This is a genomic window from Ruegeria arenilitoris (assembly GCF_013035315.1).
Taxonomy (GTDB): Bacteria; Pseudomonadota; Alphaproteobacteria; order Rhodobacterales; family Rhodobacteraceae; genus Ruegeria; species Ruegeria arenilitoris_D.
Map to the genome: position 1 here is coordinate 69,324 of NZ_WQHP01000003.1, position 15,945 is coordinate 85,268.

The window sequence follows — 15,945 nt, forward strand, 5'->3', positions numbered from 1 at the left end:
CTGGGTTGAGTTCAGCAATCCGGATTGACTCATGTTCCAGTTATACAGAGCGATTTGGCGCGCCAGCGCCGGCCGGCAGATCATTCTCATTGTTTTGTCCATTGCCATTGCGGGTCTGGCTGCGGTCCCGCTTGAGTTTCAGCGCGATATCATCAACCACCTGACCTCGGATGACGTCAGCACTGACAAGCTGATCTACCTTGGCACAGGCATGATGTCCGTCATCCTGCTGAGCCTTGCCCTGAAGTGGTTGCTGGGATACCGCGCCGGGACTTTGGGCGAGGACCTGATCCGCATGATCCGCCAAAGGTTGCTGCGCAGGGCCGAAGATTTGAATGGTTCTGGCGAAACAGTGCGCCAAGGCACGATGACCACGGCGATCTCGGCCGAAGCGGAAGAACTGGGAAAATTCGCAGGAGGCGCGTTTTCAGACCCGGTCGTCCAGATTGGCACCTTGATCAGCGTCATCGGCTATATTTCGTCCACCCAACCCGGATTGGGCATGATCGCGTTCTCGATGATCGTGCCACAGATTATCATTGTCCTGATATCACAGCGCAAAGTGAACGTTTTCGTCGCCGAACGCGTGCGAATTCTGCGCGGCGCCACCGATAAACTGAACGTTGAACAGATCAATGACATCGCGCGCGAAGTCGAAGCACAGTTCGATGACATCTACGAAACCCGGCGCAAAATGTTCATCTGGAAGCTGTCGGCCAAGTTTCTGCTGAGCGTGATCAACGGCGCCGGAACCGTGGGTGTTCTGATGCTGGGCGGTTACCTTGTTCTGAACGGAAAAACGGATGTCGGCACGGTTGTCGCGGCCACCAGCGGGCTTAGCCGGATTCAGGGCCCCACAGCCTTCCTGATCGCCTTTTACCGGCAGGTCAGCGCAAATCGCATCAAATACGAGCTCATGCTTGAGCTATTCGGCCCAAACCCCGAACAGTATCGGCACATCAAACGCAGACAATAAAAAACCGCGCGGCACCTGTCCGCACGGCTTTTCAATGTTCCAGTGAGCGCGGGTTTATGCGCGCTCGGAATATTCCATGGATTCGGTGTTCACGACGATCATCTCATCCTGCCCGATGAACGGCGGCACCATAACTTTGACGCCGTTGTCCAGAACGGCTGGTTTGAACGAATTCGCCGCGGTCTGGCCTTTGACCACCGGCTCGGTCTCAACGATCTTGCAGGTGACCTTTTGGGGCAGCGTGGCATTCAGCGCTTCGCTTTCGTAAAACTCGACGACAATTGTCATGCCGTCCTGCAGAAACGGGCGACGGTCACCCAACAACTCTGCGGGCAGTTCGATCTGCTCGTATGTCTCAGAGTCCATGAACACCAACATGCCGTCGGATTCGTACAGGAACTGCTGATCTTTCTGTTCCAGGCGCACGCGCTCAACTTTGTCCGCAGACCGGAAGCGTTCGTTCAGCTTCGATCCGTTCCGCAGGTTGCGCAGCTCGACCTGCGCAAAAGCGCCGCCTTTACCGGGCTTTACGTGGTCGACCTTGACCGCCGCCCACAGCCCGTCGTTATGCTCAAGCACGTTGCCGGGGCGAATTTCGTTCCCATTTATCTTGGGCATGACATAAATCCTTCACAAACGGTTGATGCGTCAGTTCCCGTCCCTATATCTGGCGGGATCACACCTGACAAGATAACGAAACCTAGTGCTGCACTTGCAGCAAGCTATGCGAGTGACGCAACGCAACTATGCATTTTAGCTGTATCCGAATCGCACCTAATAGGTCATAAGGACCCTCACGCCGAAAATGCAAGAGCAAGAACAACAAGGAAGACGAGATGAGAGATTTCGTTGACGGCACTGCCTTTAACAATGAGCAAGGCAATCGTGCACGCAAACTTTTCGCGGCCGTTGTGTTGGCTGCACTGGATGACGCTATCGCCGATGACAAGAAATACGGCAATGGCCCCGAACAAATCGCCCGTTGGGCACGCTCGCGCGATGGCCGCGAAGTGCTGTCCTGCGCCGGTATCGACCCGAACGAACGGGTTGTCAGCGGTCTGATGGAATTCGTTGGTCGTGGTGTCCGCACCTCGGTCGCGCTGTCGCGTGAAGAAAGCGAACGCCGCAACGCCGCTCAGCAAGCTGAAGCCGCCTGATCCAACGCGACTCTCGCATGAAAAAGCGCGCTCCCATAACTGGGGCGCGCTTTTCTTTTGGCGGGTATCAAAAGAACAAAAACCATTGCCGCGCGACCCACAACTCGGCCATCAGCAACGCGCCAAAGAACAGTTTGGCAAGAATCGGCATACCGCGACGCCAAAGCACCACATAGCACGCGATACAGATCGCAGCAGACACAGGCGCGACCCATAGGGCGTGGTGATTGCTGTCCCAATAGCTGACCGGGCTATGAAACACCCAATCGCTGATCGGCCAGAACTGAGGCCGGCCGTCCCCGGCATGAAGCAGGAAATCCATCGCCAGGTGCAGCAACCCGGCGGATGCCGCAACTGTCAGGACCTGCCACTTTCTCCACATCCCGACAAAAAGAGCGATTCCCCAAATGACAAAGGAATTGTCGATCGCAAACACTGTCTGCCAACTGTCCGAGAAATAGAGCTGGTCGAAAACAACGCTTGGCGGAATACCCAGGATAAAAAGCGATGTTCCCGCCATTACATAAAGCGACAGATCCGGTAGCAATGAGCCCAGAAGGGCTGCCCAAAGGATACGCCCATGGGGCGGGCGGGCAAAGGCGGCAGCTCCGATCAAAAGATGCGCGGGCGTATTCAACTGGGGCTTTTCCTTTGCCTGCAAATCAGGTCATCTGCGCCAGAGCATAGGAGACAGGCCATGGTTCGGTCCATCATGATTCAGGGCACCGGCAGCAATGTCGGGAAATCGGTTCTCGTGGCCGGTCTGGCGCGGGCCTTTACCCGGCGCGGACTGCGCGTCGCGCCGTTCAAACCGCAGAACATGTCGAACAATGCAGCTGTCACCGAAAACGGCGGCGAGATTGGTCGCGCACAAGCCCTGCAGGCGCGGGCGGCTCGACGCGCGACCCATACGGACATGAACCCGATCCTGTTGAAGCCGGAAACCGATACCGGTGCGCAGATCATCGTGCAGGGCCAGCGGGCGGGCACCATGAAGGCGGGCGACTACCGCAAAGACAAATCCAAACTGCTGGGCGCAGCGCTGGAGAGCTTTGAACGCCTGTGCAGCGACGCGGATCTTGTGCTGATCGAAGGCGCTGGCAGCCCGGCCGAAACCAACCTGCGCAAGGGCGACATAGCCAATATGGGCTTTGCCTGCGCCGCTGGTGTGCCGGTCGTTCTAGTGGGCGACATCCACCGCGGCGGTGTGATTGCGCAGATCGTCGGAACTCAGGCGGTTCTGGATGCGGAGGACCTGAGGATGATCCGGGGATTTGCCGTCAACCGGTTCAAGGGGGACGTATCCTTGTTTGACGAAGGTCGCGACGACATTGCCGCGCGCACCGGGTGGCCTTGTTTGGGCGTTGTTCCGTGGTTTAACGACGCGTGGAAGCTTCCGGCGGAGGATATGATGGATATCCGTTCGCATTCCGGCGGTGCCTGCAAGGTGGTCGTGCCGCAGCTTGAGCGGATGGCGAATTTCGACGACTTGGACCCTCTGTCTGCCGAACCGGGCGTCACGGTCGAGATTGTCCCGGCAGGTCGCGCCCTGCCCGGCGATGCGGATCTGGTTCTGCTGCCGGGCAGCAAGTCAACGATCGGCGATCTGACCTATTTCCGCACCCAAGGTTGGGATGTCGATCTGTATGCGCATGTTCGGCGTGGCGGCCACGTTTTGGGCCTGTGCGGCGGCTATCAGATGCTGGGAAAAACCATCGCCGACCCCGAGGGTGTCGATGGTCGTCCCGGCACCGTCGAAGGGCTGGGGCTGTTGGACGTGGAAACTGTCATGGGTGGGCAAAAACATGTAACTCTCACCTCGGCGCGCGCGCTGGAGGGCGGAGAGCCGGTCTCGGGCTATGAGATTCACATGGGACGGACGCAAGGCCCCGACTGCGACCGTGCTTGGCTTGAGATTGACGGGCGTCCTGAAGGTGCGACCGATGCCACGGGGCGTGTCCGGGGCAGTTACCTGCATGGAATATTCACTTCGGACGCCTTCCGCGCCAGTTATCTGTCGAAGCTGGGTGTAACGTCCGATCTGTCTTATGAAGACGGTGTCGAACAGACGCTGGACGCGCTGGCCGATCATCTGGAACAGACCATGGACCTGGACCGTCTGCTCGCACTGGCTGAAACGCCCAAAAGGGCCTGAGTTTTACTCGAGCTCTTGTTCGGCCAGGGCTTTGTAGATTTCGCGACGCACCATTTTGCGGACATTGCGAGTGATGCGTTCCCCAAGAACGCCCTGCAATTCCTCGCGGACAACCTGTGCGATCATCTCGCGCAGCGCGTCTTCACCCATAGTTACAGCGTCATCCCGTTCGACTACGCCTTCAATATTTTGACCGGCGGGGTCAGCCGTAACCTGCGGGTCGCGCACAAAGGTGGCCTTGGTGGTGGCAACCGCCTCTTCCGGCTTTGGCTGAGGGGCCTCAGACGGGTCCGGTGCGGAATCGGCGAATTCTTTCTGGGCGCTGAATTCCAACGCCTTCGCCGGTGTGCCCGAGTAATCGTCTTCGCTGTCGCCATCCGGCTCCCATTGATCCTCGGTTCTGGCAATGGCTGCTTCCAGCGCTTCTATTTTGGCGCTCAGACTGTTGGTGGCATCCTTGGAGGGCTCGGGCGCTTCTGGTTCTTTATTGGCTGGGTCTTCACGATTCACGATGTCGCAGGCGCGCAGCAACATCGGTTTGACCGACGCATCAGCAGTATAGGTCTTTTCGGCTTCGGCCTCGTTTTCCGGCCCGTCCTGAATGCTTGACGTTCCGCCAACACGCAGCGCCTCGGTCAGGACCAATCGCCCGGGCTTGCGGGCGATTGACGGTGGCATCACGTCGGAGTTGTTCTGACCTTTTTCACCGACCAGCCGTTTGATCGAGGACAACACGTCCTCTACTCTGCCGTTCACGACTTTATCCGTCATTGTTCTCTACCGCTCTATCCTCAGGATTGAGTGTAGCCAAACAAACCGGGTGTCACAACAGGTAGTATTGGCCGTTAGTCGCGGCGCAACGCTTTGAGAACACGATCCAGGTCCCGGCTTTGTCTGCTGACCTGAGCTGGCGCTTTCTTGACCAGGTTGTAGTACAGCGTCGGGTCATAGATCTGAACCGCCAGCCCCAAACGTTCAGCCGTCAGCAAACCTTGTGCCTGCAACAGCTGATAGGCTGCGCGCGACCGCTCGATGCGCGAGGCAACCAGTGCCAGCTGCGCGTCCAGCAAGTCTTGCTGCGCATTCAGCACGTCCAGCGTGGTCCGTGCGCCCAGCGTGGCCTCTTCGCGGATACCGTCAAACGCAACCTGCGATGCACGTACTCGTTCGGTCGACGCCCGCAAGCTGGCTGTCGCCGCCTGGAACCGGGCATATGCTTCGGTCACACCCTGCGTGATGTCTTTCTGTACGTTCAACAGGTTGGCCCGGGATGCGTCCCGCGTTGCCATCGCCCGACGCACGTTCGCAGCCAGTCGGCCACCAGCGTAGATCGGCTGGTTGAAGTTCAGCGAGACCGATGCGTCTTCGATGTTGTCATCGTTGTCATAGCTTTCCGTGATGCCCGCATCTGCGTTCAGGCTGACGTTTGGCCCCAGGTTGGCGCGCTGCTGCGCAACGATCAGATCAAACGCACGCACCTGATGCTGCGCCGACAGGATGGCCGGGTGATTGCGCTGCGCCAGACTTACAGCCTGCGCCTCCGAGCTTGGCAAATTCGGCAGGCTCGGTTGACCCGCAGTGCGGCCCGGTGATTTGCCGACAGCGTTCACATATTCGGCCTGCGCTGTATCCAGGTTACCCCGTGCAACAGCCAGATCCGCCTGCGAGCTTGCAAGCTGAGCTTGCGACAGTGCGACGTCAGTCCGTGTTACCTCACCCACATCAAACCTGTCCTGCGATGCGCGCAGTTCTTCGGCTGACACGTCGACGTTGTTCAGACGAATCTGTACGGTTTCTTCCTGAAGAAGAACCTCAAGATAGGCGTTTGCACCGCGGAACAGCACCTGTTGCTCAATGTCCAGCAGGGTTTGCCGCGTCGAAAGCACAGTTTCCTGTGCGGATTGTTTGCCCAATATCGCCGCGCCGCCGTCGTACAGCAGCTGGCTTAGTGTCAAGCCGGTGAAAAAGTTATTTGGTTCGGTGCGTGTCACCACGTTGTCGATGTTACGGCGGTTGTAGTCACTGCTGATCGCAACCGTCCAGTTGATGATCGGCCGCAGCGCCGACAGTGCGATTGCGACGTCTTCGTCCGCTGCCCGCAACAATGCCCGGTTCTGCTCTAGCAAACCACTTGTGTTATACGCGCCGATGAAGGCGTCGGTAATATTGTCGGCCCATGCCGCACGACCTGGTACGAAGCTGAGTGCGACCCCTGCAGTCAGCGCCAGCGCCTTGACCAGCTTTCCTCCCGCCATAGAACTCATAACGAAATCCTCTCAAATCAAAATTACGCTGCCCTGCCGACAGTTTGCGTGTTTATGTTCAACTAATCAAGGCAGCAGCGCAAACTGCCGTCAAACTATAGCGAAAATACACGGTTTGTGGAAAATGCCTGTAAAATCGGTGCATTGGCGTTAAACGCGTCCCGCCATGTTACCCGATCGCCAGATTTGTGGCCGATGCGAACCGTTCCAAGCGCACCTTCGACGAAGAGGCACGCAATACGGCCGTGATCTTTGAGCTGCGCGATCAGCGTCTCGGGCGCATGCTCGACCCCGCCCTGGATCATTATGACGTCATACGGCCCATGCTCTGCCGCGCCCTCTTCGAACGGGCCTACATGGACAATCGCGTTGTCCGCTTCGGCCTCCATCAGGACGTTCTGCGCCTCGGCGGCAAGGCTTTCGTCCTGCTCAACGGCAACAACCAGCTGCGCCATACGCGCGGCTACGGCGGTTGAATACCCCAAAGCCGGGGCGATATCCAAAACCGCCTCATCGTTCGATATGTTCAATATATCCAACATCTTGGCCAGTGTCCGCGGCTCAAGAAGGCACCGCCCATCGCCCAGATCCAGAACACCTTCGACATAAGCCGCCTCACGCTGTGCATCCGGCACAAAGTTCTCGCGCTTGACGGTTAGCATCGCGTCAATGATGGGAAATTTGGTAACGTCAGAAGGCCGTATCTGCGTATCGACCATCGTCCGGCGGCGGGCTGCGAAATCTGTCATTGGATCGCTCATTCTGTTCCCTTGGGTGATCAGGTTTTGCCACATCCTTGAAAAACCGGCAACGGCCCTGATGCGGAAACTTTTCAATCATCTCAGGATACAACGTCGCAACCAAAGCCGAAGTTGAAAACTGACCCGGAAATTTGCGCTCCCCCCTCTGGACGCCCCTGCCGAAAGCTGTTAAAACGCCTGTCACACCACAGCAAGTATTTGATTTTACTTGAAAAGGCGAGTTGGCGGAGTGGTGACGCAGCGGATTGCAAATCCGTGTACACCGGTTCGATTCCGGTACTCGCCTCCAAATCTTTTTCCCCTTAAAAACAAGCGTTTTTCTGCAACAGTTGGGCGGAAAAGGTTAGGACAAACGGAGAACAGAGTTTTCGTCTGTGACCGCCGAAAACCGTCTGTAACCGCCCCTGTCGCGGAAAGTTTGCGGAATGAACTGGCACAATTGTTCCCAATCAATACGTTGGATGGACCCGGATGCAAAAACGTCTTTGCCCCAATAGCAGTTGACCATTTGACAGGACACTAGCCGTGAACAGACCCACGAGTACACTGAAGGCCGAGGCCCTTGCACTCATCGAAGCAGCCCTCGACGTGAAGTTCCGGGACGATGCCCTTCGCTCCGCGCTTCAGGCAGCGGCCGCCTTGGCCCAACCTCAGAGCGCAGCCGGTAGAAGCCATCTAGAGTATGAGAAACTTGCCCCAGGCGGGAAGTTGACTTGCAAGGCCAACCCGGGGCTTCTGATGCGTCATGGTCGCCGGGACGGGCGAGTCTGGTTCTTCCGCTACCGCAACGATGTTGGGTTGGAGAAAGAATTGAAGCTGGGCGCATTCCCCCGCGACCTCTCTGTAGCTGAAGCCCGAGTAGAAGCACAACGCCTACGGGAACTTCACAAATCCGGGCAGTCCCTGACCCTGACGGAACCTGAAATCACTTATACGATGATGGATCTCTGCGATCAGTACATCGCAGAATATGCACTGGGTGTTAATGCCCATACCGGGGAGCCAATCAAGCGGTCGGGCAAGGAAGACGCCCGACTCCTGCGACGTCACATTATCCCACATCACGGCCAGACCCCTGCTACCGAGTTTGATGGCGACACCATTCGTAGCATTCTGGCGGCGCTTTCAAATAGCGCACCGCGCGAGGCCCAGAAGGTCCGGGCGGTTCTGTCGACAATGTTTAACGTCGCCTGCGGTCGAACGGCAAAGATCGCCTACCCCAACGGAGCATGGCTTCCGCAAGACCACCACAACCCAACCGATGGCGCGATGGCGCCCGCACACACGGCCAAGACCTTCCGCCCCGAAGCAGTCCAAATGAAGACCTTCTTGGAAGGATTGGAAAAAGAAGTTTACGGCGACGCCCTGCGCCTGCAACTCCTGACGATGACTCGCGTGGGCGAAGCTGCGCAAGCGGCATGGGCGGAAATCGATCTAAACAATGCCCTCTGGCATCTGCCGAGTGCGCGGGCCAAAAACAAACACGGATATACGATCCAACTTTCCAATCAAGCTGTGGCCCTCCTGAAGCGCATCAAGGATGCCCAGCCGGAAGGAACCGAGTTCGTATTCCCAGCCCCACATGATCACACCCGTCCCGTCGCCAAAGCCAATGCCATTCGCGGGGCATCACGCATCCGCAAGAACGCCCACCTTCCCGATGGCTTCTCCACTCACGCGTTGAGACATGCTGGGCTCACATGGCTGAAAGAGAACCTCTGCCCACTCGACGTGCGGAACGCGATCACCAACCACCGAACCAAAGCACAGAACGAAGTGGTCGATGGTGGCTACACCAAAACCGCAGACTTTAGTGATCTCTCTCGAGATTGGTTACAACGCTGGGCACACCATATCGACGCCCTGCAAGGTCAGAACGTTGTCAAATTGAACCCGACTCGGCTCTCGAGCAACTGACAGCGTTTTGATACCGATCTCTGATATGACTTCGCTCCTGTCACAGAGGTAACAGATTGTAACCATCTGCCAATTATATACTTTTCCCTTGTGCGCGCCGGCGAACGTTGCAATACTCCGGTCACGAATTTTGTGATTTGGGCGGCGGTACTAGCGCACCGACCAATGAAAAAAGAGCCATTATGGTGATCCCGAACAAGCCCGCCGGGGGTGACGAGATAGGACAGGAAGTCCGAACTGCATACTGACAGGCAAGCGCGTCAGTCCCTGCCGAAGCGTATCGCAAATCCTTAAACCTAGTCTGTGAGGGGATTTCGCTATGGATGCGATACACAAACACGACACCACACCTTTCTTTGACGCTGCGCGCGATGAGTTCCTGCGCGACGCAACGGTAGCCGAAGCCCGCAAAATTATGGGCTGTGGCGCTACGGTATTGTACGCGATGATCAATCGCAAAGAACTCAGTGCGTATAAGATCGGCAGCGCGACCCGCATCCGCAGAGCGTCGCTGAATGCGTTGCGCAATGTTCCTTTTGGGTCGGAATGAATAGATATGGACATCATCGACTTCAACCCGCAGCGCAACTGCACAGACAGTCCTGTCACCAGCCAAAAACGACCTGGCGGAACCCGCTTTGACCAACAGTTCACACGCAGACCTGCCGATTTGTATCCGACCTATGACGCTTGCCATGTGGTCCATGCTCTCAAAGATTATCAGTGGCTTCCGCCACGGCTCTGGGAGCCACACTCAGGCGAAGGCCATCTGACCGACGCTTTGCGGTCCTACGGCCACGAGGTGTTTGAGTCCGACCTTTATCCCCGTCGCATAGGAACCAAGCAACAAGACTTCCTGAAGGCGGCAGAGCCGCCGGAAGGCATCGGTGCGATTGTAATGAATCCTCCGTTCAATGCGATTGACGCCCACCTGACGCATGCGCTGTCGCTAATGATGCCCTTGGGCGGTGTCGTTTGCCTTCTCTGCCGATCTGACTGGGCATTTGCCGCTAAGCGCGAAGAGTTTTTGACCCGAGAAGATCATGCGGGAGAGATTTAGTTGCTATGGCGCCCGCGATGGGTGCCGGTAGACCAGACTAAGCATCAGGGTCGTTACAATTACTGCGTACAGCTTTGGGACGCATCCCCATTCGCCCCTCCCACCGGAACGAAGATAATCGGTACGGGACGCAAGCAGAGGGAGCCGAAAGAATGAGATACCTTACACATAGCCTGCGCATTAAATCGCAGCTTTCAAACGCCAGAGCCTTTGGACGAATTTTGGAGTGTGCAACAATCGCTGCGATTGAAGGCGCTGCTTCGCATGGATGGAGCGAAATGGGCTCACGGTCGGACAGCCCAAGCCTTAGATCGCGGTCGAACACCACAACCCCTACGCAAACCTCATTTCAATCGGCTGATTTGCCGAAACCCGAATTCTCAGTAGGTGTAGTCACATGACCGACCAGAACGAGAAAATGCCGTCGAATCCGGGCGCTCGCAAAATTCTTGACCACCGCGGCATCGAATTGGTCGTGCTGGAAAAGACGGATGGTCTACCTTTCACCAAAACAATCCGGCGGGAAAATTCCGGGGGAGACTGGCAGTCCGAGCAAGCCCCGAAAGCACTATCTTATATCAACGCCAAGCGCGTGAAGCTGTCTGAGACGGATACGCTTGCCGACGCCGCGCGCATCATCAAGGGCCTGAACAAGTTTCAGGCTCTGTCGATGGGGCGGCTTCCAAAGGGTGTGCCTGATGACACAGACGTGCCTGTCGTTCTTCAGGGGACGCAAGGGACTGGGGAACACGGTCGGGACTACGTCCACCGCACGGCGGAGGATTTCGCCTACGCAACGGGTGTACCGGCGCTTCAACCTTTCGACTTCGACGAAAAGTCATACCCGAGGCACATAAGGGACCGGGTGAAGGCGCTGGGTGGGCCGTGGGAGGCCGTCTGCCATGCCGTGCCAGAACTAAAGGACGTGGAGGTTTTGCGCCGCCCCAGCACGTCTTCCGGTATCATCGACAACCGGGATGGTGAGACTTACCCCGGCGGCGGTGAGCATGCATACGTGGTCCTGTCCGACGGTCAAGACGCAGAGCATTTTATGAAGACTGTTCGGGACCGACTTTGGGAGGCGGGACTTGGGTATGCCCGGGTTGTTGGCGGTGGTCGCGCTTTGAAGTGGTCCATTATTGACCATACAATATGGATGCCGCAGCAACCGATTTATGAGGCCCCGCCGACATTGGATCCTGCGGAGCATCTGAAACAGACCGGACGCATGGGACAGCTTCAGCGTGGCGCGGTGAAAGTCTTCGACGTGAAGACCCAACTAAAAGAAGCTGCGGCGGGCAAGGTCGCGCAACTTTGGGACGCGGCGGTGGCTTCATCAGAGATTCAGGCCGAGATTACGCGCCGCAAAGATAAATGGGTCGCGGAACGCGCCCAGAGCCACGGCGTGACCATTGCACAAGCACAGGCATCGCTGGCTTTCATCATGGAGTACCGCAAGCTGGACTTGGCGGAACAACTGATACCGCTGAACGACAGCAAACTGGGTAAGCCGACAGTTCTGGACGTGCTGGAAAACCTAACTTCGTGGGATGGAGTCCCGATTGCCGATCCGATTGAGGGACCGGGCTACGGACGCCAGACTGCCAAGATATATGCAAATGCCGCTGTCGGTCGTCCCAAGATCAATTCCAAAGCCCACGGCGGCATTCTTTACGACATGAACGACTACGCAGCGGAGGACATTGCGCGGGCCGTTCAGGGCGGACTGGACCTCGACCGTGTGGTTCGTGTGCTGGGAGTGCCGCAGGGGGTCGTGACAGAGGCTCTGGCGCTACTGGTCGGACGCGGTGTGTCCGTGAATGCCCGGGCCAAGGAGCAGGCTCTGCGGCGCTCACAGGTGGAAACCATTGCACGCGCGGCGCAAGCCGTTGTGGAGTTCGGCGAACAGCCTTTGCCGGGATTCGATGCGCCTGACCCCGCGCATCTGGACGGGTTGCGCAAGATTGCGGCGAAGCAAGAGCCCGAAGGTGCGCCGCTTTCTGTGGGCGAGTGGCTGGGGGCGCAGAAAGCGCGGCTGGCCGAGGCAAACCGGGCATTGGTTGCTTTAGGGACCGGTACTGCGGATGGATTGTCCAGCACAGACAAAGGCGCGTATGGCCCGCTGGGCGTCCAGAGCATGGCGGATTTCATAGACAGCGTTAAGCCCCGCAAATCGGTGGTGAAGCCGTTAGGCTGGTATTGCCAGACCGTGAACGCGGTGACTGCCAACCCAAATGGCGGCAAGACGGCCATTGCGTTGGAAGTGGCGTTTGCAGTGGCACTGGGCGAAGTGTTTCACGGGCGGCAGTTGGAACCGATGCCCGTCTTGTATTTCGCGGGGGAGAATTACTCGGACGTGCGTGCGCGGATTGTGCTGATGTGCCTCGAACGCGGGATCGACCCGAGGAACGTCCCAATTGATATTCGTAAAGGCGGTTTCAGTTTCGCAGACCACGCCGAAAAGGTTCTGTTCTACACCAGCCAGAAAAACTACGGGCTAATTGTGGTGGACACGCTGGCAGCGCATTTCAGCGGTGAAAGCGAAAACGACAACACACAGATGCAGCGGTACTTCGACAGCTTCGGCAGGGTCGCCAACGGCCCGGGCAATCCTGCGGTGGTGGTGCTGGCCCATCCCTCTGCTGAATGTGCCAAGTTGGAACCGCAGCGGCGGCTTCGGGAAATGCGTCCGCGTGGTGCGTCTTCCTCTTGGGGCGCGATTGACAGCAACCTGAATGTTGCAGTGCTGCCGGGCGGTATCGTTCAGGCGCATCTCAGCAAGCGCCGGTCCAAACCCGTGCCGGACGTATATTTTCGCCTGAAGCCTTTGTCCGACCCATCCGTGATTGATGGGGACGGGGATGTTGAAGAAAGCGTCCGGGCGGAACCTATGACGCGAGGTCATGCACAGTTCGCCGCTGATGATCTAGGAACGCGCATTTTGAAAGAAATTCAGAAAGACGCGGCGGTGTCTGTCAGAGGGCTCACGGATGCCCTTGCGGCGGATGGACAGAACGTTGCGCGCGGGACAATGCAGAACAAGTTGAACGATCTGCGAGAGGACGGACTGATTGATGTGACCGGCAAGAACCGCACCGTCCGCCGGTTCTTGACGCAGGCCGGTCAGGCGCGGTTGGACGAAGTAGACGAGTTTTGATGCCTGGCCTTACCTGCAAAACACGGACTGTTCAAATTCCAATACTACATCCTTCGAATTTTTGGACAGTCCACCTAGGGGAGGAAACTTTAGGTTTCCCTCTAGGGACACTGTCCATGCGTGAACACCATATTTTTATGGCTCAAATGGGTAGAACCCGGCATTTGGACAGTCTTTTGGACAGAACACGAACAGCGCTTCTCAAAGTCAGCAAGAAGAAAGCCGTTTGGACAGTCGGAGACACTAACCTTAGGTTGGCTACAGTTCAGTCGCAGATCAGATACACAAAGTTCCTTGGTCATAGACGGCTGCCAACTGAAAACTGACAGCTCCGAACAGACTGGACGATCTATAGTATCCTGAAGTCCCGTAAACCGATCAGAATACTTGAAATTTCCAATCCCTCCTCCGGCACATGCAATGGCGCTTCGACCCCGCAATGTGGCATACTCCAAACAACAGGCAATCACACATAGCGACGCCATAAACAGAGAAAGGGATGAGTGAGGCAATAACGGTGTCTAAGAACCCCACAGCCGCCCCCAAGCGGACCCCGCATCCCAACACCCTGCGGGCCTTGGAAGAAAACCGGCGCAGGACCCAATTCGGCGGGCCTGACTCGCCAGCGACCTGTGCCCGCGACACCTGTGGCAGAGCCGCATGGGGCAAATCTCCGGGCGGTTTCTGCTGGTATCACTCAGGCAACGTCAAAGAAAAACGGGAACCGCGCACCTCCGAAAACGGAAAGAAGAAGCGCGAACTGAATCGATCCCGCAAGATGGCCCGCAGAGACCTTGACCATGAGCCACCGACTCCTCAAGAACTGCGCTTTGCGGCAAACATGGTCCCGAAGCTGAATGACCCTTACGACAGGCCCAGACTGGAAATGATTGTGCGTGATGTTTTTCGAAACCGCATCGACCACAGGTCCTACCGCGCCCATCTAGAGTTGCTGTTGAACCGATCCTAGCTTCAAATACACATTATTCAGGTCATGGACCCTAGAGCGACATTGGAGGGCATTTCACCAAGACTTTTCTAGGCTGAAGCGCCCGGTAAGCACTGTGAAACGACCTTTTCTGCGGAATCTGCTCTAGAACTCAAATCACACCAGTGTAATTGATAATAAGATTCAGTGGCTTATTCGCCTAAACACCCAGATTGCTCACGGACTTCATCTCCGTGCACATATCGAACCATGCGCAGAGCTGCATATCGGCACCCGTCCCCTGGCCACCCCCTGATCACCACAATCGGATGCGAGCACCAAAGCCGCACAAAATATGACTCCGAATTTTCACGTAACAGATTGTGACCTGGTAACTTCAAGTCGCCCAGCTGCGGCTTTGAGCTGGAAAGTCTGTTTCTTAACGCAATCAGAGTCTTGGTAAGATGGCAAATCTGTCCGAGTTGCGTGACGAAGGCGACCAATGCGGGTACGGCGAACATCATGACTCCAGGTTGGCCTAGTCGCTCAACATTATGCGGCGCTGCGGCACGATTTCCCGAAAGCGGTCGTTCAGAATAGTCAAAATGGCCGAAATTCAATCCATACAGCGACTGGAAAAGAAAGTTCCGAGCCCTAAGCCTTGAGATTGAAGGAGCTGCCCATTTCAGTCTGTCCAATGGGACGGCCTGTAATCCGAGGGGTTTTAATAGGACGAACCGGCATTCCTTCGTTCTCAGCAGCTTGGACAGCGAAAGTATACCGAGAACCGTTTCCGCATCCTCGCGGTAGGGCTCGTTGATCTGATGATATGTCGTCTGCCTCAGAGATGAGCGACTCCGAGTAGAGGTGCCGAAGTTGAGTCTCTGAAACGCCATCCGCTTCCATAATCAATTGCACCATGGGATCGGCCAAAAGTTGGTCGAGCAAGAACTGCGACAACTGCTTTGAAGACAATTTATCCTTTGCGCGGGCTCTCTCCAAATCAGTAAGAGAAACGGTCAAGGTACGCGCCAGACCGGGGTAAGATTTCCGTGGATGCAGACAGATTAACACCGAGGCCTTCCAGGCTTCTGGGTCCGAATAATCTGGTGGTGCGGAAAGCTCAGTTTCTATGTCGTACTCGCCTGCCGGGAGTAATTCGTCGAAGCCAGGGAAAGTAAACGGCCTGGAAAAGACTGCGATTGTCTTGCTGATTATCTGGTTCATTTGGGTAATTCTCCTTTGCTGATACCGCTCGCTCGGAGATGCAGACAAGAACAAGCCACCCACTCCCGGCAGGGTATTATCAGTTTTTAAGGTTTAGGCTTTGGTTTTTCGGGGACGACGTCAGGCGCTTCAGACGTAACTTCTTTTTTCGGCGCGTCCGCATCGTTTTCCTTCAGTGCGGCAGCCGCTCTGGTCGTCAGGTCTTTGAAAGACATCATTTTGATCCTTTGATTGTCCGCAACACCCACGAGCCCAGATAGGGTGTGAAAAGTGAATGCGGCTACGTCCAATATAGGGATTGGGTGCCTCATTTACTACGTAAAGCCGTAGAATAAGACGGATG

General features: G+C 56.6%; 14 protein-coding genes and 1 tRNA gene. 9 read left to right on the plus strand and 6 right to left on the minus strand.

Features of this window, described 5'->3' with window-relative positions:
* Positions 1–31 precede the first annotated feature (31 nt).
* The gene (locus GOV53_RS07700) at positions 32–976 is read left to right on the plus strand and encodes an ABC transporter transmembrane domain-containing protein (protein WP_170465196.1); all 945 of its coding nucleotides are present in this window, start codon (positions 32–34) and stop codon (positions 974–976) included.
* A gap of 54 nt (positions 977–1,030) precedes the next feature.
* Here GOV53_RS07700 and efp read toward each other — a convergent pair whose 3' ends face one another.
* The gene (gene efp, locus GOV53_RS07705) at positions 1,031–1,594 is read right to left on the minus strand and encodes an elongation factor P (protein WP_170426521.1); all 564 of its coding nucleotides are present in this window, start codon (positions 1,592–1,594) and stop codon (positions 1,031–1,033) included.
* A gap of 218 nt (positions 1,595–1,812) precedes the next feature.
* Here efp and GOV53_RS07710 point away from each other — a divergent pair, with 218 nt between their 5' ends.
* Positions 1,813–2,133, plus strand: coding sequence for a DUF6280 family protein (locus GOV53_RS07710; protein ID WP_037310273.1), 321 nt, complete (start codon positions 1,813–1,815; stop codon positions 2,131–2,133).
* Positions 2,134–2,200: 67 nt separating this feature from the next.
* On the opposite strand, the gene GOV53_RS07715 is transcribed toward GOV53_RS07710, so the two are convergent.
* Positions 2,201–2,770, minus strand: a complete 570-nt coding sequence (locus GOV53_RS07715; RefSeq protein ID WP_170465198.1) for a cobalamin biosynthesis protein CobQ — start codon at positions 2,768–2,770, stop codon at positions 2,201–2,203.
* A gap of 60 nt (positions 2,771–2,830) precedes the next feature.
* Between GOV53_RS07715 and GOV53_RS07720 the strand changes: the two genes are divergently transcribed.
* Positions 2,831–4,288 (plus strand): cobyric acid synthase, encoded by a 1,458-nt coding sequence (locus GOV53_RS07720; protein WP_170465200.1) that lies wholly within the window; start codon positions 2,831–2,833, stop codon positions 4,286–4,288.
* A 3-nt stretch (positions 4,289–4,291) separates the two neighbouring features.
* On the opposite strand, the gene GOV53_RS07725 is transcribed toward GOV53_RS07720, so the two are convergent.
* The 3 genes from GOV53_RS07725 to GOV53_RS07735 all read right to left on the minus strand — a co-directional run bounded on the left by GOV53_RS07725 (position 4,292) and on the right by GOV53_RS07735 (position 7,301).
* Positions 4,292–5,059, minus strand: coding sequence for a hypothetical protein (locus tag GOV53_RS07725; protein ID WP_170465202.1), 768 nt, complete (start codon positions 5,057–5,059; stop codon positions 4,292–4,294).
* 74 nt (positions 5,060–5,133) lie between these two features.
* Entirely contained in the window at positions 5,134–6,552 is a 1,419-nt protein-coding gene (locus GOV53_RS07730) for a TolC family outer membrane protein (protein WP_170426525.1), read from the minus strand.
* Between the two features lie 95 nt (positions 6,553–6,647).
* Positions 6,648–7,301 (minus strand): protein-L-isoaspartate O-methyltransferase family protein, encoded by a 654-nt coding sequence (locus tag GOV53_RS07735; RefSeq protein WP_170465204.1) that lies wholly within the window; start codon positions 7,299–7,301, stop codon positions 6,648–6,650.
* A gap of 227 nt (positions 7,302–7,528) precedes the next feature.
* On the opposite strand from GOV53_RS07735, the gene GOV53_RS07740 reads away from it, so the two are divergent.
* The 6 genes from GOV53_RS07740 to GOV53_RS07765 all read left to right on the plus strand — a co-directional run bounded on the left by GOV53_RS07740 (position 7,529) and on the right by GOV53_RS07765 (position 14,417).
* Positions 7,529–7,602: transfer RNA gene (locus GOV53_RS07740), tRNA-Cys, on the plus strand.
* Positions 7,603–7,838: 236 nt separating this feature from the next.
* Positions 7,839–9,230: a tyrosine-type recombinase/integrase gene (locus GOV53_RS07745; RefSeq protein WP_170465206.1), complete on the plus strand. Its 1,392-nt coding sequence runs from the start codon at positions 7,839–7,841 to the stop codon at positions 9,228–9,230.
* A gap of 319 nt (positions 9,231–9,549) precedes the next feature.
* The gene (locus GOV53_RS07750) at positions 9,550–9,780 is read left to right on the plus strand and encodes a helix-turn-helix domain-containing protein (protein ID WP_170465208.1); all 231 of its coding nucleotides are present in this window, start codon (positions 9,550–9,552) and stop codon (positions 9,778–9,780) included.
* Positions 9,781–9,786: 6 nt separating this feature from the next.
* On the plus strand, positions 9,787–10,290 hold the full coding sequence (locus GOV53_RS07755) for a hypothetical protein (protein WP_170465209.1): 504 nt from the start codon (positions 9,787–9,789) through the stop codon (positions 10,288–10,290).
* A 397-nt stretch (positions 10,291–10,687) separates the two neighbouring features.
* Positions 10,688–13,447, plus strand: a complete 2,760-nt coding sequence (locus GOV53_RS07760) for an AAA family ATPase (RefSeq protein ID WP_170465211.1) — start codon at positions 10,688–10,690, stop codon at positions 13,445–13,447.
* Positions 13,448–13,946: 499 nt separating this feature from the next.
* Complete coding sequence (locus GOV53_RS07765) at positions 13,947–14,417, plus strand: hypothetical protein (protein WP_170465213.1); 471 nt, start codon at positions 13,947–13,949, stop codon at positions 14,415–14,417.
* Positions 14,418–15,029: 612 nt separating this feature from the next.
* Here the strand turns inward: GOV53_RS07765 and GOV53_RS07770 are convergent.
* Positions 15,030–15,602: a hypothetical protein gene (locus GOV53_RS07770; protein ID WP_170336663.1), complete on the minus strand. Its 573-nt coding sequence runs from the start codon at positions 15,600–15,602 to the stop codon at positions 15,030–15,032.
* Between the last annotated feature and the right edge of the window lie 343 nt (positions 15,603–15,945).